Below are 17,700 nucleotides of genomic sequence, written 5' to 3' on the forward strand. Positions count from 1 at the left end.
CGTGTCCGCCGGCCCGGGATCCGCCGCGAACACGCAGGCGTATGCGGTCGTGCCGGCCACGTACAACGACCCGGCCACGTCCCAGGACAGCCCCTTTGGACGCGAGACCACGTCCACGTCGTCGACCACGACGAACTCCGCGTGGCTCGCCCTGTCATGGGTGAAGCCCAAGACCTCATCGCCCACCGCGAAGCCGCGCACCTGCGGGCCGACCTCCACCACGACACCGGCCAGATCGCTGCCCTGCCCGGAGGGGAACGTGGCCGGCCAGCGTCCGTGCCGCGCGCCCTTGCGGATCATCACCTCGCCGGGCTGGATCCCGGCCGCGCGGACCTCGACCAGCACCTGTCCGGGGCCGGGCGTCGGCTGCTCCACCTCCTCCACCCGCAGCACATCGATCCCGCCGTACTCGTGGAACCGCACAGCCTTCATCGCGTGATCACCCCTTTCCCTCGCTCGGACAAGCCTTGGACGGCCACGCGCCGGATGCCGAACATCGACCGTGCCATCGCATTCAACGGCTCAGGGACGGGGTTGTCTTCCCAGGACTGCCGCCGACAGCGATGACGTCCGCGCCGACATCGGCCCCGCCGGGAAAGCACCCCTGGCCTGATCTACACCGTGCAACCCGAGCACGCGGGACGTCGACGGAGAGTGACGGCATAAGTGGCCGTACGTGGGGAATTCTCATCTCCCCGGTGTCAACCTCAGTAGGAGGCGTCCCAGTAGCGCCTGGCGTCCGCTCTCAACCCGACCGTCAGACACCCGATGTTGAGATGTGGTGGCGTGTTTCAGGGAGTGCCGCAGCTGGTGGCTCCGCCGGGGCAGGTGACGCTGTCGTTGGACGCCAAGCCCGCGATCCCGAGCGCCAGGACGATGAGAGCCAGGATGATCAAAGGTACGTGGTCTGCGGCCCAACTGCCGTGCTCGTGCGGAGGTTTCGGAGCGCTGGGCTGTGGGCTCGCATTGTCGCGTGCGGGCTCGGCGCCGGGCCCGTCGTGTCCCGCTGTCGCCATCGTGTCACCCGCCGTCGTTGTCCTTTTCATGATGACACGGCAATCGGGCCTCACCCGTCAAGCCCCGTGCCGCGTGGGCTCTCCGAGGATGTGCGCCTCGTCAGGGTCCTGTCTGTGAATGGGCAGGCACAGGGTGCTCGGGCTCTACGCAGGCAGGGGAGGCCCCGAGGGCAGGGTTGTGTCAGGGGGCCGTTCACGGTGGATCCGCTCGGCCTCCCTGGGGCCGACCCGGCTCACCCGCAGATGCCGACGGATCAACGTCCTGACCCGGTCCAAAGTCCAACGCTGATCCTCGAACCCGTGCGCCCACGGCCCTCACAGAGCTCCTCCTCCAGCACGGCGAACTGGGCGTCGGTGACGGTAGGGGAGTTCGTCGGACCGGCAGAGCGCAAGGCGTCGATGCCGCCCTCGCGCCAGGCGCGGCGTCAACGTTCCACGGATCGCACCCTCACCTGCAGGTCCTTCGCGAGCACCGTGGGCTTCTCACCCGCCGCGAACCGCTCGTCGGCCCGAAGCCGGATCCCATGGAGGACGCGACCGGCCCCGACGAGCCGAACGGCGGGGACGACCTCGTGATCGCCCCGCTGCAGTCCGCCCGTCGCCGCCGCCACGGCTGGTGGCGGTAGTTGACAAATCTGCTAGCGATCACTAAGACCGTGCCCTATGTGGTGAGGCGGACGAGTCGCTTGTAGCAGCAGATGGCGGCAGCAAGTCCGAGAAATGCCAGGTAGTTGCGGGGATGGCGCTCGTAGCGGGGGCTGAGTCTGCGATAGCCGGACAGCCACGACATCGTGCGCTCGATCACCCACCTCCGACGCCCTAAGTGTTCGCTGGACTCGATGCCCTTGCGGGCGATGCGCACTCCGATTCGCTTGCCACGTAGCCATCGTCGCAGGTCGGGTCGGTCGTACGCCTTGTCGGCGTGTAGGCGCTGGGGCTTGAAATGGCGGCCGCGGTGGGGGTCGTGTCTCGTTTGGTGACCCGCCACCATAGGCTTCAGTCCCTCGCTGTCGTGGGTGTTGCCGGCCGAGACGCCGACGAGGAGGGGCAGTCCGTTCGCGTCCGACAAGACGTGCATCTTCGAACCCGGCTTCCCCCGGTCCACGGGGCTCGGACCTGTGTGTTCGCCCCCTTTTTAGCCCTGACGTGGGCGGTGTCGAGGACGACGCGGGTGACGTCGATGAGGCCGGCGTCGTCGAACCGGTGCAGCACAGCCTCATGGAGGCGGCCCCAGACACCGGCTCTCGACCAGATCAGGAACCTGCGGTGAGCCGTCGACTTCGATATGCCGAAACAGGGCGGCAGTTGGCGCCAGGCGCAGCCGCTGACCAGGACGTAGACGATCGCCGCGAACAGCGTCTCATCAGGAGTGTCCTGCGTTCCGCCGCCTTGCGGCCGCACCCTCGAGGGCGGGATCAGCGGCTTCGCGATCTCCCACAGCCCGTCCGGAACAATCCAACTCCACGTACCCCGCCCCATGCACGGACCAACGACCGCCTCACCACATAGGACACGGTCTAAGTGGATGACGCTCTGACCTGCGGATCTAGTGATCGTCGACGGATTTTCGGCTGTGGCGTAATGTGGTCCTGAGCTGGGGTTTCCGGACAGCTTTGGGACCTGAAGAGGCTTCGAAGTGCAGGTTTAGTGATCGTCTTGGAATGTAGTGATCGGCGCAGGATTTCTATGTAACCGCATGGTCCGGGTGCCTAGGTTTGTGCAGGTCAGAGACGGGTCTGGCGGATCGCGCCTGTGGTCGACTACCGAAGAGAAGCAAGGTCACAGGATGGGGGAGTGGACCGTCTACGCGCTGGACAGGCAGGCCGCCAGCGGCTCCCGCCTACCGAATTCGCTGCGCCCAACTCACTGTCCGAACTGCGTGGGCGGTGGAGGCCCCGGTCACAGGGTCCGGCCGCGAGCCCGGGGGTAGTTCTCGGAGATGGCGAAGAAGACGAAGAAGGCGAAGAAGACGGGCTCTTCGGCCGGGCTGGTCCGGCTGACGCGGCAGCAGGTGCTGGACGGCGTGCCCGGACCGGACGGGATGCGGATCGGGTTCGCCGTGCCGGAGGAGGCCGGCACGGTAACAGCATTGTTGAAGACGGCCGCCGACGACCTGGAGACCGGTCATCTCGAGGCGCTCGCCCAGGGGCGGTGCGGGACGTGGCTGCTGGATGCCCTTGCGGGCGCTGACTTGGGCGAGCCGCTCGTACGGGCGACGGCGGCCGGTGAACTTCAGGCTGCAGTAGCCGAGTTGTCCCTGCCGTTGGTTGCTCGGGATGGCAACGGGCAGGTGGTCGGAGCGCTGCTGGGTGTCCCGTCCGGCACGGTAGTCTCCGGGTTATCCCGGGTGCCGGTGTCCCGGCAGCAGATCCTCATGTCGATGCTGACGTACGCGAAGATCAAGGCGGTCGCGGTGTCCGAGGACGCCCGCGGGCGAGGGATCGGAGCCGCGCTGCTCAAACGGTGCATGCAGTTGTACGGGCAACTGGATTACACGCTGCTGTTCGGCGAGTTCGGCACCGGGCGCGATCTGGGGCCGTACTACACACGGCAGGGCTTCAACGTGCTGCGGGCCGGGCAGGCCGTCGACGTCGGGACCCTGCTCACCGGCGTACCGCTCCATCTCGGGGCGGGACCGGGTCTGACGTTCTTCTACCGGTGGCGTGCACGCGGCAGGTGACCGTCTGACCGTGTATCCGCGAACGGCCTGAGCACGGCACCGGGCGGGGCCGCTGAGTGGCGCCCGATGACCGGCAGTATCAGAACAGGTCTCGGACGGGATCGTGTGTGCCGAAGGCGCGGGCGCTGGCGTCCTCCATGAGTCTGCAGAAGGCTTCTTCGTGGTCTTGCAGGGTGCCGGGGGGACGGTTGTTGTCTCTGCTCCAGCGAGGCAGGCCTGAGCCGTCGATGGCTGGTCGAGGGATCGGGGTGAGCCAGTAGTCGCTGGTGATGACGCGGGCGGTTCCGTCATCGCGGTCATATGCGAGGGCCTGGGGGCAGTCGTTGCTGCTGTCTCCTGAGCCAAGAAGCACGGTGGGTGATTGCAGCGCGTCGGCGATCGAGCGGACCTTGCCCACCTCGCTCTCGGTCAGTTGGCGTCCGTGCCGTTTCACCTCGGCGGGAATGATGGTGCCGTCTGCCAGGAGCAGGACGATGTCGGCTTCGCCGATCTGCTGCTTTCCACGGTAGAACTCGACTCCGGGGTGCGCGCCCACCAGGTAGCCGGGCCGGTTCGCCAGCGCTGCGATCAGCCAGCGCATGATCAAGGAGTGGTAGACGGAGTCGCCGACGCGGTGCGGGTGCTGATGGGCGCGGACGACATCACCGACCGGCTCGGTGAGATCACGGTGCCGTCCCTGGTCGTCCACGGCGACGCGGACCAGCCGATCCCGTACCCGCTAGGCAAGGCGCTGGCCGCCCAGCTGCCCGGAAGCCAGGAACTGGTCACGGTCACCGGCGCCGGGCACACCCCGAACCTGACCCATCCCGACCGCGTCACCCCGGCGCTGGCCGCCTTCCTGCGCCGGCACGCCTGACGGGCCTGTGCCCGCGCAGTTCTCTCATCCGCACGACATCCGACCCTGGAAGGAAACCATCATGTCCACTCCCATCACCGACCCGGCGCAGTTCCCCCCGGCCTTCGAGAAGGCCATGACCTCCGGGAACTTCGACGAGGTCATGAGGCTGCTGGCGCCCGGTGCCGTCATGCGCACCATCACCGGTGAGACGGTCACCGGTCAGGCGCTGCGCGACTACACGGCCGGGTCGATCGCCGGCAAGCGCCCGGCTGTCCAACGGCCCGTCGCGTGTCGTGGCCGGAGGGGTTCCTCGCTGATCAGCGAGGAATGGACCCTCGAGATCACCACCCCCGACTGCGACCGCAAGAAGGCCACCGGCACCACCGCCGACGTCGCTCGCCGCGGCCACGACGGCACCTGGCGCATGGCCGTCCTCAACCCCTCGGCACCGCCTGAGCATGCGCGTGAGGCCGGGCTCGCGGGAGCCCTGCCGCACACCGCCGTGAAGGGGCTCCGGGCAGGCATGTGTCGGCTCAGTGCCGTACCTGCGGCGGGTGGGTGCCTCCCACCACGGTCAGGTCCTCGAAGTGGATCTCCTCGCCGCAGGCGGCGCAGTCCGCTCGGGTGTGCAGGATCGCACCGCAGTGGTGCTGGAACTCCGCCGTGGCGAGGCCGTCCCGGCAGTAGGTGTCGCCCCACTCCTTGAGCGCGGCGAGTACCGGGAGCAGGGCCTGGCCCGCCTCCGTGAGCAGGTATTCGTCGCGGGGCGGATGCTCGCTGTAGCGCTGTCGTTCCACGACGCCGGCCGCTTCCAGTCGACGCAGGCGGGTGGACAGCAGCGTCCGGGAGAGTCCGACGGCCTCCGTTATCTCGGAGAAGCGCCGGTTGCCGTACAGCAGCTCGCGCACGATCGGCAGCGAATGGCGTTCCCCGACGACGGCCACCGCGTCGGTTACGGAGCAGACGCGCGGTGTCGGTGCAGATTCAGTACTCACTGTGCTAGATTACCGTCGGGGGTGAGTCCATTTTCTGTACTCACTTCCCGGGTGTGCGCCCGCAGCCCTCGACTGGGCCCGGTAAGGCCGTGCACCGACACCCCTCTACGAACGGCAAGAGGCGAACGCCATGAACAGCGAAGCCAACAAGAAGGTCGTCCTCGCGGCCATCGACGACACCACCGGACGCAAGAACCAGGTGCACCGCGTCCTGGCGCAGGGGGACTTCGTCGTCACGCACGCCACGACCACCTTCCCCGACGGCAGCCGGGCCGCGGCCTTCGATCTCTGGCAGGTCGCGGACGGCCGGATCGCCGGCCACTGGGGTGACCAGGAGCCGGTCGTGGAGCAGACGGCCAACGGTCACACCCAGGTCGACGGCGCCGCCGTCATCGACGTGACGGCCGACACGGACCTCACGCGCAGGGTGGCGGAGGAGACGGTGCGCACGATCCTGGTCGACAACGACTTCTCCGACGTGGGCCACTATCTGGCGGGCGAGTCCTACATCCAGCACAACCCTCGCTTCGCCGACGGCGTCAGCGGACTGGCGGCCGCACTGGGGGAATTGGCGAAGTCCGGTCACTCCCTCAAGTACTCCGATGTCCTGGACGTCGTCGCCGAGGGGGACTTCGCCTACGTCCGTTCGGTGGGTGTCTTCGCGGGCGCCGACTTCGTGTTCCATGACCTGTTCCGGGTGGCGGACGGGCGAGCCGTCGAGCACTGGGACGTCATGGTCCCGCGGGAAGGAGCCTAGTCATGGCCGCCCAGAGCGAGTTGACGTACGACGTCTTCATCTCCGATCCGATCCCCACCAGCGTCACGGATCCCATCCCCAACGGAGAGATGTTCGGCTGGTCGCCGATGTCGACCACGCTGATCCAGGGGGAGGAGAACGCGGTGCTGGTCGATCCGCCGCTGACGATCGAGCAGGCCCAGAAGGTGGGTGACTGGGTCGAGCAGTCGGGCAAGAACCTCGAACACATCTTCATCACGCACGGCCACGGCGACCATTGGTTCGGCGCCGGTCCGCTGGTCGAGCGCTTCCCCGGCACAGTGGTGCTCGCCGGCGAGGACAGCATCCGTCTCATGCGGCAGCAGAGTTCGGCGGAGTTCAGAAGCGCGATGTGGGACAAGCTGTTCCCGGGCCAGATCCCGCTGGCTCCGGCGCTTGCCCAGCCCGTACCGCCGCAGGGGTTCCTTCTCGAGGGCAACCTTCTGCGCTCCGTCGAGGTCGGTCACAGTGACACCGACGGCACCACCGTGCTGCACGTTCCCTCGATCGGGCTCGTCGTCGCCGGCGACGTCGTTTACAACGGCGTACACGCCTACCTCTCCGAATCTGCCGACGGCGGGCGGGAGAAGTGGCTTCAGGCCCTCGACATCGTCGAGCGTCTCGCACCGCGGCACATCGTCTCCGGGCACAAGAACAAGGCACTTCCGGACAGCCCGGACACCATCGAGGAGACCCGGCAGTACATCCGTGACGCGGACCGGCTCCTGAAGGAGTCGGCGAGCCGGATCGAGTTCTTCGACGCCCTGTGCGCCCTGCACCCCGAACGCCTCAACCGGGCGGTCGTATGGCTCACGGCCACCGCGCTCATGGACGAGCAGGGCTGAACACCTGAGACTGTCGAGTCGTCATCGCGCGATGCCCGGCCGGAGAATATCCGGCCGGGCATTCCGCATGGCACGGGCCCTTCGGCTTCGACCGACGGGAATCAGGCGGTGGTGAAAGGAACCGGCCGGTGCCGGACAGGACGGGTTGTGGAATCCATGACGGAACAGGAGATGCGCCGCGGGCGAAAGGCGCGCTTCGAAGGACTGGCGCAGGTGGTGGCCGAACCACTGCACCGGTATCTGCTACGACGGACCAGCCCCGACCTGGTCGATGACGTCCTGTCGGACACGATGCTGGTGCTGTGGCGTCGCCTCGACGACGTGCCAGGTCTCGGGACCGCTCCCGCCCCCGATCCCGACGAGGTGCTGCCGTGGTGCTACGGAGTGGCGCGGGGCTGTCTGGCGAACGCCCACCGCGCCGACGGACGCAGGCTACGCCTGTTGGGGCGGCTGATCCGGACCCGGCAGCCCCCGCCGGCGACGGCCGCCGACCACTTTTTTGACCTGCATGCCGCGCTCGACCGGCTCGGGGAACTGGACCGCGAGGTGGTGCGACTGTGGGCCTGGGAGGAACTGGCGCCGCGTCAGATCGCGGAGGCGACCGGGCTCACCTCCAAGGCCGTCAGCCTGCGGCTCCACCGGGTGAAGAAGAAACTCGCCACCCTGGGGCCGTCACGACAGAACGCCAACCGGGCCGGACACAAGCCGGATGAAGGAAGGAGCAGTCAGTGAACGACGACGAACTGCTGGCCCGACTCAGGGCTGCGGACCCGGCACTGACCCCGAGCGCTCCGCCGCCCGACATCAACCGCCTTGTGGAGGCTGTCTTGAACACCGACACCACACCCCCGTCCGAGAAGACCGTCGACGCCGACACGACCCGCCCTGTGAGGACCGTCGTGGGACGGGGACGTCGCCGTCTCCTCACCCTCGCGGCCGCCGCCGCGCTGCTTCTCCTCGGAGGCGGCATCGCCGGAGGGATCATGCTGAACGACGACAAGGGTCACTCGTCCGCGTCCGCTCCGCTGGCTCTGACCACCGAGAGCAACGGGGCCAGCGGCAAGTGCATGCCACCGACCCCCGATTTGCTGAGCATCTATCCGACGCTCTTCGAGGGGACGGTGACCTCCGTCAAGGGGTCCTCGGTCACCTTCCACGTCGACCGCTGGTTCCGCGGCGGTGACACGGAGACGGTGCAGCTCCAGAACGGCGACCCGAGTGTCTCGGAGACTCTGACGTTCCAGGTCGGAGACCACTACATCGTGGCCGCCACCAAGGACGGCGGCGTCCCGTGGTGCGGTGTGGCCTCGGGGGAGTCCTTGGATCTGTTTCACTAGGCATCGGGGCGCTCCGGCATTCGGCGGGCATGACGAGTGAAGCTGCGCCCGAGGCGACTGGCATGCCGACCGTAACCGGACGGGCTGGGCGGCCGACGGTGAAGGAGGCCAGAGGCTGGCGGGAGGCCGACCGGCGCTCCCTCCCGTTCGGGCGGGACCAGTAGTCACTCCGTGCCGCGCCCGAGAGCGTGCGTGCGCACCGACAGCGTGAGCGGATGGTGCTTCCGGTACCGGAAGGTCAGGTCGCCCGTCCAGCCGTCCCGGGCCTGCGGGAGCGGCCCGTCACCGTCGCGAGGAGGTCTCCCACCGGCCGCCCTACGACCTCGCTTCCTCGCTGATCCCGGCACCCGGTGCCGACCGTCTGTCGGGGACGGACCGGAACGCCTGTGGACAGTCGGCCGCAGAGAAGAAGCGCATGGATGTACTTTTCCATCAGATCACCGTCTGAAAGTCACAGATGTTCCGAGTAGCGCATGCGGCGATCTCCTGTGGCCGGCACATCGGCTGCGGGCGCGAGCTTCCACACCGCGATGGGCGGCCGGCATCCGGGGCGGGGCAGCCGGGAACAGGAGGTCCGCCGTGCTGTCCGGCCCTGAGCTCTTCGCGTCCCCGGGCCGCATGACGGGCGTGCTGTGCTGAAGTAGGGGAAACCTTTACACCGGGAAAGGTTCTTCCCACGTGAATACCCCGATACCAGGGTTGTTCCGGACCCCTCGGATTCTTAGTCTCATTGGAAAGAAACCTTTGGGATTCGAGGAATCGCCCATGGCTTTCCCGCGCGACCGGGTGATGAGCACTCTTACCCGTTACCTGCAGTTGTGTGATGTTCCAGGCCCGGACGGTGCGGAGGGCGGCGAACTCGGCGATCTGTTCACGGACGACGCGGTCTGGGAAGGTGCGGGCCCGAAGTACGGTGAGAAGTTCGGCCGTACTCAGGGCCGGCAGCCGATCATCGACATGATTTCGGCGTACCTGCCGCCGCACAGCCACTTCCAGGAGAACCTTCACCTGCTCTTCCCCGGAAACATCGAGCTCAGTGAATCGACGGCCCGGGGAAGCTGGCTGATGCAACAGCTCTCACGTTATGAATCGGGCGCTGCCGAGATGATGGTGGCCAGGCTGGACGTGACCTTCCGGCTGGACGAGCGGCGGGCGCTGATCCAGCGGTTCCGGACCGAGCAACTCTTCAGCGCTCCGCTGGCGAGGTGAGCGTGGATGTGGGCACGAAGGGAGAAAAGAAGGCGATGACCGACTTGAGCGGCGGGCACACCACCTTCCTGACCTGCTACGACGACCTGCACGGCTACGGCTGGCATCATGTCGACCTCTTCGTCCACGACTCCGTGGGCCGGGAGATCAACTGGGTCCACTGGCAGGTCGCCGAGGACGGGCCGGACGCTGCGGACCGCGAGACCACCCGTGTCGAGCCGGCGCTGCGCCGGACCAGCGAGTGGGAACATGGGATCAGGGCGGACGGCAGCAGCTACTGGACGGCGCAAGCGGCCTGGGACGAGTGAGCCGGAGATGATGACCATGAGTGCCCCTTACACATCCCCGGCACCGCAGGCCCACCAGGCGTCGTCGGGTCCGACGGACAGGCACCCCCCTGGCGTCGTCTACATCATCGACGACGATCAGGAGTTGTGCAGGTCACTGGCCTGGCTGCTGGAGTCGGTGAGGATGCGGCCGCAGTGGTTCACGGACGTGCAGACCTTCCTCGATTCCTACGACCGGGACCAGCCCGCCTGCATGGTGCTGGATGTACGCATGCCGGAAGTGAGCGGCTTCGAACTGCAGGAGATCCTGAACCGGGCCGGGTCAGTCATCCCGGTCATCTTCGTGTCCGCCCACGGCGACATCAGGATGTCGGTGCGGGCCCTGCAGAACGGCGCCGTGGACTTCCTGGAGAAGCCCTACGACCCTCAGCAGATGCTCGAGGTCGTCCAGCAGGCGTTGCGCACCGCGCAGGAACGGTTCGCCTTGGCGGCCAGGCAACAGCGGCTCCAGGCACGCCTTGACAGCCTCAGCCCACGTGAACGCGAGATCCTTCGAATGGTGATCGACGGCGTGCCCAGCAAGAACATCGCGACCCGATTGGGGATCAGCACCAAGACCGTCGATGTGCACCGCACCCGCATTCGGGAGAAGGCCGGTGCCGAGAGTATGGCGACCCTCGTGCGAGACGTGCTCCAGGCAGGTCTCGGCCTGCCGTCCCAGTGATACGGATACGGAGCAGCGGTGTGGCCGACCTCGAACCCGACGACTACCGGGAACTCGTCCAGGCGCTGAAGTACTGCGTGCTGCTGCACGACGCCCAGACGTACGAGATCCTCTGGGCGAACAAAGCAGCCTGCGAACTGCTGGAGTGGACGGTCGACGAGCTCAAGCCGCTCAAGGCGCCGGACATGAGCAAGAACGCACAGCAGTACAGCCGCGAACTCGGACACCGCTGGCTGCGCCGGGCAGCCGACTACGGAGTGAGCGCCACTGAGTGGTGCTATCGGTCGAAGAGCGGTGAGGAGATCCTGACCGAGGCCATCGCGATCCGGGTGGAGCTGCCGTCCCGACCGGTTCTGATGGTGCAGTTCCGCGACATCGCCGAGGAGAAGGCCACCCAGCGGGACCTGTTCCGGACCGAGGGCCGGATGCGGGCGTTTCTGGGCAGTATCGCGGAGGGCATCGTCGTCCTCGACGACGACGGTGTGGTGGCGTTCGCCAGCGAGTCCGCCGCCAAACTGCTGGACGTGGACGTCGCCGCGCTGACCGGATCGGACTTCGCCCGCTTCTGCGATCCCGAGTCCCGGGCGGTCCTGGCGCAGAGCATCGGGAAGACATCCAAGGGTGCACCTCCCCAGGATTCGAGGTACCGGCTGGCCGCGCCCGGTGGCGATCCCCGGTGGTACGCGGGCACCTGCCAGTACATCGACATCGAGAGCGATCTGCGCGGACATCTTCTACTCTTCCATGACATCACCGACCGGGTGCGCGCTGAGGAAGAACACCGCCGGGACACCCAGTACCTCAACCACCTGGCCAGGTACAACGCGATGGGTGACATGGCGATGGCCATCGCCCACGAGGTCAGCCAGCCGCTCGCCGCCGCGTACAACTTCATCGAGGGCGCCCGCAGCAGGCTGGGCGAGTCCGACCTCGCCGATCGCGAGCAGGTCGCCTGGGGGCTGGAGAACGCCAAGCGCCAGATCGAGCGATCGAGCCAGATCCTCAAGAGCCTGAGGCAGTACGTTGTCCGGCTGGAACAGTCCGAGCAACTGATCGACCTCAACGCGATCGTCAGGGACTGCCTGTACTTCATCGACCTGCGAGCCCAGCAGCATTCCGTCGGCCTGGTACTCGATCTGACGGCCGAGCCGCTGCCGGTGCGCTGCGAGAAGGTCCTCATCGGCCAGGTCGTGATGAATCTCGCCTTCAACGCCATCGACGAGATGGCGCGGTGGCCGGTGGAACAGCGCAGAGTCGAACTGGCCACCCGGAGCACACCCGGGTATGCCGAACTGGTCGTGCGCGACTACGGACAGGGTCTCTCCGCGGTGCCCGGGGGCAAGGTCTTCGACGGCGCTTTCACGTCGAAGGAGAACGGGAACGGCATCGGCCTGGCCTTGAGCCACCGCATCGTCACCCGGCACCGAGGCCGCATCGAGGCCACGGAGAACACTCCTCACGGAGCGACCTTCTCCTTCGCCCTCCCCTCGGCCTGAGCACCGGGTTCCCGTAAGGGATTCCTTATCCCTCCTCGCCATGCGTCTCAAGGCGCTGACCGGGTACGACTCAGGTTCCCGTCCGGTCGAGCAGCCTGCGGTCGGTGCGAGCAGCACGGCCGCCAGCTGACCGGAGTGGCGGAGTGGTGAGCCGACGCCCTGCCGGGCCGGACCCGGCAGGGCGTCGGCTCACCAGGCGGCTGCGCCACCAGCGCAGAGCAGGGCCGCGGCCCGACCGGCGAACCGCGCGATCCGGTCCTGGAACAGGGCACCTTCCTCGTCCCCGCCCTGGCCGCTGTCTTCGCCCCTCGCCACCGAGCAGTAAGCAACGAGCGTACGGGAAATCCCCTACACGAAGCATCCAAGTCCCAATGGTGGGAGCGGATCCGCCACACATAACGTGATGACAAGGCGGAGGGAAGAACCGCCCAGAAATGCGAGGAGAACCTCTCATGACGCAGACGCTCGATCAGGTGTTGGCCCTGGTGGCCGAGCGGCGCTCTGAATTCGAGGAAAAGCGGCACGTCCCGCGGGATGTGATCTCGGAATTCAAGAGTGTGGGTATCTACCGGGCCAGCACCCCGAAGCTGTTCGGCGGCGACGCCTTGCCTCCCGCCGAATTCCTTCGCCTCATCGAGCGGATTTCGATGGTCGACGGCTCGGCTGGCTGGGTCGCGAGCTTCGGCTCGTCCTCCGTGTATCTGGCCTCACTTCCCCTGGACACCCAGGCCCAGTTGTACGCCGACGGCCCCGACGTGGCCTTCGCGGGCGGTCTTTTCCCGGTGCAGCAGGCAGAACTCGTCGAGGGCGGCTACCGGGTCTCGGGCCGCTGGAAGTTCGCCAGCGGCTGCATGGGTGCGGATCTGCTCGGCGTGGGCATCAAGGCAGGTGAGGACAGGGCCGGCCGACCGCTCACCGCCGTTCTGCGGCCCGAGCAGGTGGAGATCGCCGAGAACTGGGACGTCATCGGCATGCGAGGCACGGGCAGTCACGATCTGGTCGTCGACGGAGTCGTCGTACTGGAGGAGTGGACGTTCGTCCGCGGCGGTGAGCCCACCGTCGACGAGCCTTTGTACCGCTACCCGACCGTCCCGTACGCCGCACAGGTGCTGGCCGTCGTCGGCCTCGGCGTGGCCCGCGCTGCGCTCGACCTGGCCATCGCCGACGGCGGCCGGGCCGGCTATACCAGCGCACCCAAGCCCGCCGAGCGCGCCACTTACCGCATCGCGGTCGGCCAGGCCGAGGCGCAACTCCGGTCCGCACGCGCCTTCTTCTACGAGGCGACGGAGGAGACGTGGGCCACGGTGGCAGCGGGAGATTCCGCGTCCACCGAGCAGGCCAGCCTTCTGCGACTCGCCTCCGCACACCTGGCCAAGACCTCCTTCGAGGTCGTACGAGCCGCGTACCAACTGAGTGGCATCGCAGCCATCGCCGACGGCAGCCCCATGCAGCGATTCCTGCGCGACGCCTCGGTCGTGCCGCAGCACGCCTTCCTGCAGGAAGGCATGTACGACGGCGCCGGCGCGGTCCTCATGGGCGTCCAGCCCTTCCCCGGCTACCTCTGAAAGGCAGGAAACCCATGCTCGACGCACCACTGAGAGTGCTGTTCTGCATCGGCGTCAACCAGAACTTCTTCGACCTTCCGACCGGTCAGGGCAAGTCAGTCTGGGACGGCTTCACGACCATGCTCACCCAGCTGTACGAGCTGCCCGGCGTCAGTGTCCTCGGCACCGTCGACGACGACCGGCACATGGTGGGCCCGTCCGACTCCTGGCCGTGGACCTGCTACGTCCTCGCCGATGTCGTGGACCAGCAGACCGTCGCCGCGGCCTGCAACCTCTTCCGTACCGTCCAGGTGGGTGAGCACGGCCTGTGGCGCTACATGAAGATCGAGGCGCGCGTCGGCCGGCCGCTTCCTGAGCCGGAGGTGGCCCGATGACCCCCGACGTCTCCTCCCTGGTCGAGTCCGACCGCGTCGCCGGGACTCTCTACAGCGACCCGGCCCTCTTCGAAGGCGAGATGGACCGGATCTTCCACCGCACCTGGGTGTGGGTGGCGCACGAGAGCGAGGTCGCCAAGGCCGGCGACTTCAAAACGGCGTGGGTGGGCCGCCGCCCCGTCATCGTCGCCCGCGACCGCCGTGGCGGCGTCAACGTCCTGCTCAACCGCTGCCGGCATCGCGGCGCCAGCGTCTGCGAGACCCCCAAGGGCAACGGCAACGGCTTCACCTGCCCGTACCACGCCTGGTCGTACGCTCTGGACGGCACCCTGCGCGGCATCCCGTACCCCGAGGGCTACGAGGACGTCGTGGAGAAGAAGGACTTGCCGCTGCAACGGCTCAAGGTCGGCACGTACGCGGGCATGGTCTTCGCCAGCTTTGACCAGGACATCGAGCCGCTGGAGGACTTCCTGGGCGGCGCCCGGCTGTGGATCGACCGCTTCATGAAGCAGGGCGCCGGCTACCCGATCAAGGTGCAGGGCGAGCACAGGTTCCGCTTCCACGGCAACTGGAAGATCCAGCTGGAGAACACCACCGACTGGTACCACTTCCCGATCGTGCACCGCTCCTGGATGTCGTCGGTCGACGCCGAGACCGCGAGCATGCTGTCGATCATGACCGACGAGAGTGCGGTCACCCACGCCCTCGGCAACGGCCACAGTGTGTCCATCTCCGTCGCGGAACACGCCGACCTGGACGTCGACGACGGCACCGAGAAGCTCCAGGACCGCTTCGCCCACATCGTCGAGGAACTGTCCAAGGACATGCCTCCGGAGCGGGTGCGGCGTATCGTCCGCTCCCTGCACGGCGCCGGGTTCAATCTCAACCTGTTCCCGAACGTGGCCATGTCGATGGCGTTCTTCCGCGTCCTGCGCCCGCTCTCGGTCGCGGAGACGGAGGTCCGCCATGTGGCGCTCGGCCTGGACGGCGGCCCGGAGATCGTCAACCGCGAACGGCTGCGGATCCACGAGCACTTCCAGGGCCCGTTCGGCTTCGGCAGCCCCGACGACGCCGAGGCGTGGAACCGCGTCCAGCGCGGCGTGGCCGGCGGCGCGGACATGCCGATCCTGGTCAACCGTGGCCTGGGCCGCGAGAAGCCCAATGACCTCGGGCAGCCCACCTCCCACGCGACCGACGAGACCGGGATGCGGGAGGCGTACGCGATGTGGAAGAGGATGATGACCGATGACAAGTAACGCCCCCGGCACGGCGGTTGCGGAGGTCGCTGAACTTCCGCTCGACGATCCCCGCGCCCTCGCGGCCGTGTCACTGATCTGGCGTGAGGCCCACCTGCTGGACGCCCGAGGCTACGAGGAATGGGACGGACTGTGGTCCGAGGGCGGCGAGTACATCGTCCCCATCGACCGTGAGGCGACCGACTTCGCCTCCCGCCTCAACCTCGTCCACGACGACGACCGGATGCGCCGTATGCGCATCGAGCGCCTCACCGGCGGGTTCTCCATCTCGGCCACTGCCGCGGCCCGCACCGTCCGCTCGGTCTCCCGGTTCGTGGTGACCGGACGTGAGGAGGACGCGATCGAGGTCTGCTCCGCGCAGATCCTGGTCGGCTACAAGCGGGAGGAGACCTTCGTCCTGGCCGCTGACGTCTCCCATCGGATCGTGTTCGGTGCGGACGGCCCGCGTATCTCCCGGAAGATCGTGCGGCTGGTCAACTCCGAGGACGCCGTCACGGCGTCGGGGTTCCTGCTGTGAGCCCGCACGAGGAGGAGATACAGCACGTCGCCGTGGTGACGGGGGCGGCCGGTGGTCTGGGCGCCTGCATCGCGGGCCGACTGTACGACCGGGGTTACCGCGTCGCGCTGACGGATGTGGACGAGGAGGCCGCGGTCAAGGCGGCGGCGGGCCTTGATCCGGAGGGCGGCCAGGCCGTCGGGCTGGCGCTGGACGTCCGCGACAAGGACGCCTTCACCCGGGTCCGCGACCACCTGGTGAAACGCTGGGGCGCGGTTCATGTGCTGGTCAACAACGCCGGGCAGTCCAAGGTCGAAGCACTGATGGAGATCAGCCGCGAAAGCTTCGAGGCGGTCGTGTCGACCAACCTCAACGGCACCTTCTACGGCTGCCAGGTGTTCGGTGCGTACTTCGCCGAGCGCGGCTACGGACGCATCGTCAACATGGCCTCGCTCGCCGGCCAGAACGGCGGCACGGCGACCGGCGCCCACTACGCGGCGGCGAAGGGCGGAGTGGCGACCCTGACGAAGGTGTTCGCCCGCGAACTCGGCCCGCACGGGGTGACGGTGAACGCCATCTCGCCGGGACCGCAGGACCTGCCGGTGGTCCGCGCGATGGTTCCGCCCGACCAGCTCGCCGCGATCGAACAGGCTATCCCCGTACAGCGGTTGGGGCGCCCCCGGTTCATCGCCGACATGGCCGTACTGCTCGCCTCCGAACACGCCGACGCGGTCACCGGAGCCTGCTGGGACGCCAACGGCGGCCTGTACATGCGCTGACAGAGCCGTCAGCCCACCTCAACGAACCCGAAGGCAGACGGATGTTCCCTGTAACCGTCACCGACACCGTCGATGAAACCGACACCATCAAGGTCCTACGGCTCGTCCGCACCGACGGCGCGCCCCTTGCCCCGTACGCGGCCGGCGCGCACATCGACGTGACCGGGCCCACCGGGATCACCCGTCCCTACTCACTGTGCGGTCCGCCGGAAGACACCGGCGCCTACACGATCGCCGTGAAACGCGAAGCCGACTCACGTGGCGGCTCCCGTGCCCTGTACGACAAGACCGCACCGGGCACGGAGCTGACCATCGGTACGCCCCGGCAACTGTTCGGCCTTGCCCAGGACGCGGTCGAGCACCACCTGGTTGCGGCGGGCATCGGCATCACACCGCTGCTGGCGATGGCGTACGAACTGCACAGCAGAAGCGCAGAGTTCACGCTGCACTACGTGGCGCGCAGCCGGGCCGAGGCGGCCTTCGCCGGACTGCTCACGCGATCCGGTTTCACCGACCGGGTCGTGTGCCACTTCGGGCTCGGCCGGGACGCGGCGGGTGAGGCGCTCACCGCGCAACTGACCGGCCTGCCGACAGGAGCACACGTCTACACCTGCGGCCCGCAGAGCTTCATGGACCGTGTCACCGCGCTCGCGGCCCACAGCCTGCCCGAGGAGCAGATCCACTCCGAGCTGTTCCAGGCCGGTGAGCCGTCCGACACGGGCGAGGTCTTCGAGGTCGAGCTCGACACGGGCGAGGTCTACGCCGTACCGCCGGGCAAGAGCATCGCGGAGGTGCTGGAGGAGAACGGCGTCCCGCTGGAGACCTCCTGCCGCGAGGGCATCTGCGGAACCTGCGTGCTGCGCGTGATCGAAGGCGAACCCGACCACCGCGACCACTGTCTGTCCGCGAAGGAGAAGGCGGCCGGGGACCAGATCGCCGCCTGTGTGTCGCGTGCGAAGTCGTCGCGGCTGGTGGTCGAGCTGTGGTGAGCACTCCGAGGTACGACAACGAGAGCTACGACAACGAGA

At 67.7% G+C, this 17,700-nt stretch carries 20 protein-coding genes; 16 read left to right on the forward strand and 4 right to left on the reverse strand.

What is annotated here, in order from left to right; genetic code table 11:
* Nucleotides 1–432: alcohol dehydrogenase catalytic domain-containing protein (locus ABZ725_RS49425; protein ID WP_358808936.1), on the reverse strand; the 432-nt coding region annotated here is incomplete at its 3' end.
* Nucleotides 433–1,677: 1,245 nt separating this feature from the next.
* Nucleotides 1,678–2,495, reverse strand: a protein-coding gene (locus ABZ725_RS49430; protein ID WP_358808937.1) for an IS5 family transposase whose coding sequence is annotated in 2 segments (ribosomal slippage) — nt 1,678–2,153 and nt 2,153–2,495 — 819 coding nt in all. Because the reading frame shifts where the segments join, the coding sequence is not laid out codon by codon here.
* A gap of 460 nt (nt 2,496–2,955) precedes the next feature.
* On the opposite strand from ABZ725_RS49430, the gene ABZ725_RS49435 reads away from it, so the two are divergent.
* A complete protein-coding gene (locus ABZ725_RS49435; RefSeq protein ID WP_358808938.1) occupies nt 2,956–3,696 on the forward strand; it encodes a GNAT family N-acetyltransferase in 741 nt (246 codons plus the stop codon).
* A gap of 79 nt (nt 3,697–3,775) precedes the next feature.
* On the opposite strand, the gene ABZ725_RS49440 is transcribed toward ABZ725_RS49435, so the two are convergent.
* Nucleotides 3,776–4,276: a hypothetical protein gene (locus tag ABZ725_RS49440; RefSeq protein ID WP_358808939.1), complete on the reverse strand. Its 501-nt coding sequence runs from the start codon at nt 4,274–4,276 to the stop codon at nt 3,776–3,778.
* Nucleotides 4,277–4,285: 9 nt separating this feature from the next.
* Between ABZ725_RS49440 and ABZ725_RS49445 the strand changes: the two genes are divergently transcribed.
* Nucleotides 4,286–4,552, forward strand: coding sequence for an alpha/beta hydrolase (locus ABZ725_RS49445; protein ID WP_358808940.1), 267 nt, complete (start codon nt 4,286–4,288; stop codon nt 4,550–4,552).
* Nucleotides 4,553–5,067: 515 nt separating this feature from the next.
* Here ABZ725_RS49445 and ABZ725_RS49450 read toward each other — a convergent pair.
* Nucleotides 5,068–5,529, reverse strand: coding sequence for a helix-turn-helix domain-containing protein (locus ABZ725_RS49450; RefSeq protein ID WP_358808941.1), 462 nt, complete (start codon nt 5,527–5,529; stop codon nt 5,068–5,070).
* 130 nt (nt 5,530–5,659) lie between these two features.
* Between ABZ725_RS49450 and ABZ725_RS49455 the strand changes: the two genes are divergently transcribed.
* The 14 genes from ABZ725_RS49455 to ABZ725_RS49520 all read left to right on the forward strand — a co-directional run bounded on the left by ABZ725_RS49455 (nt 5,660) and on the right by ABZ725_RS49520 (nt 17,661).
* Nucleotides 5,660–6,286: a hypothetical protein gene (locus tag ABZ725_RS49455; RefSeq protein WP_358808942.1), complete on the forward strand. Its 627-nt coding sequence runs from the start codon at nt 5,660–5,662 to the stop codon at nt 6,284–6,286.
* Nucleotides 6,287–6,288: 2 nt separating this feature from the next.
* Complete coding sequence (locus ABZ725_RS49460) at nt 6,289–7,149, forward strand: MBL fold metallo-hydrolase (protein WP_358808943.1); 861 nt, start codon at nt 6,289–6,291, stop codon at nt 7,147–7,149.
* Between the two features lie 156 nt (nt 7,150–7,305).
* A complete protein-coding gene (locus tag ABZ725_RS49465; protein ID WP_358808944.1) occupies nt 7,306–7,881 on the forward strand; it encodes a sigma-70 family RNA polymerase sigma factor in 576 nt (191 codons plus the stop codon).
* Nucleotides 7,878–8,486 carry a hypothetical protein gene (locus ABZ725_RS49470; RefSeq protein ID WP_358808945.1) on the forward strand — a complete coding sequence of 203 codons (609 nt, stop codon included), beginning with the start codon at nt 7,878–7,880 and terminating at the stop codon, nt 8,484–8,486. The genes ABZ725_RS49465 and ABZ725_RS49470 overlap by 4 nt, the downstream gene beginning before the upstream one ends.
* Before the next feature lie 765 nt (nt 8,487–9,251).
* The gene (locus ABZ725_RS49475) at nt 9,252–9,695 is read left to right on the forward strand and encodes a nuclear transport factor 2 family protein (RefSeq protein WP_358808946.1); all 444 of its coding nucleotides are present in this window, start codon (nt 9,252–9,254) and stop codon (nt 9,693–9,695) included.
* 35 nt (nt 9,696–9,730) lie between these two features.
* Complete coding sequence (locus ABZ725_RS49480) at nt 9,731–10,003, forward strand: hypothetical protein (RefSeq protein ID WP_358808947.1); 273 nt, start codon at nt 9,731–9,733, stop codon at nt 10,001–10,003.
* 106 nt (nt 10,004–10,109) lie between these two features.
* Nucleotides 10,110–10,706: a response regulator gene (locus ABZ725_RS49485; RefSeq protein WP_358808995.1), complete on the forward strand. Its 597-nt coding sequence runs from the start codon at nt 10,110–10,112 to the stop codon at nt 10,704–10,706.
* Nucleotides 10,707–10,726: 20 nt separating this feature from the next.
* Entirely contained in the window at nt 10,727–12,202 is a 1,476-nt protein-coding gene (locus ABZ725_RS49490) for a PAS domain S-box protein (protein ID WP_358808948.1), read from the forward strand.
* 452 nt (nt 12,203–12,654) lie between these two features.
* Nucleotides 12,655–13,767: an acyl-CoA dehydrogenase family protein gene (locus ABZ725_RS49495; protein ID WP_358808949.1), complete on the forward strand. Its 1,113-nt coding sequence runs from the start codon at nt 12,655–12,657 to the stop codon at nt 13,765–13,767.
* Nucleotides 13,768–13,781: 14 nt separating this feature from the next.
* Nucleotides 13,782–14,141 (forward strand): hypothetical protein, encoded by a 360-nt coding sequence (locus ABZ725_RS49500; protein WP_358808950.1) that lies wholly within the window; start codon nt 13,782–13,784, stop codon nt 14,139–14,141.
* Nucleotides 14,138–15,397 (forward strand): aromatic ring-hydroxylating dioxygenase subunit alpha, encoded by a 1,260-nt coding sequence (locus ABZ725_RS49505; protein WP_358808951.1) that lies wholly within the window; start codon nt 14,138–14,140, stop codon nt 15,395–15,397. Before ABZ725_RS49500 ends, ABZ725_RS49505 begins: the two co-directional genes overlap by 4 nt.
* A complete protein-coding gene (locus tag ABZ725_RS49510) occupies nt 15,387–15,914 on the forward strand; it encodes an aromatic-ring-hydroxylating dioxygenase subunit beta (protein WP_358808952.1) in 528 nt (175 codons plus the stop codon). The genes ABZ725_RS49505 and ABZ725_RS49510 overlap by 11 nt, the downstream gene beginning before the upstream one ends.
* Nucleotides 15,911–16,672 carry an SDR family NAD(P)-dependent oxidoreductase gene (locus tag ABZ725_RS49515; protein ID WP_358808953.1) on the forward strand — a complete coding sequence of 254 codons (762 nt, stop codon included), beginning with the start codon at nt 15,911–15,913 and terminating at the stop codon, nt 16,670–16,672. The genes ABZ725_RS49510 and ABZ725_RS49515 overlap by 4 nt, the downstream gene beginning before the upstream one ends.
* A gap of 41 nt (nt 16,673–16,713) precedes the next feature.
* Nucleotides 16,714–17,661 carry a PDR/VanB family oxidoreductase gene (locus ABZ725_RS49520; protein ID WP_358808954.1) on the forward strand — a complete coding sequence of 316 codons (948 nt, stop codon included), beginning with the start codon at nt 16,714–16,716 and terminating at the stop codon, nt 17,659–17,661.
* Nucleotides 17,662–17,700 lie beyond the last annotated feature (39 nt).

It is taken from the genome of Streptomyces sp. NPDC006872 (genome assembly GCF_040635845.1).
Classification (GTDB): Bacteria; Actinomycetota; Actinomycetes; order Streptomycetales; family Streptomycetaceae; genus Streptomyces.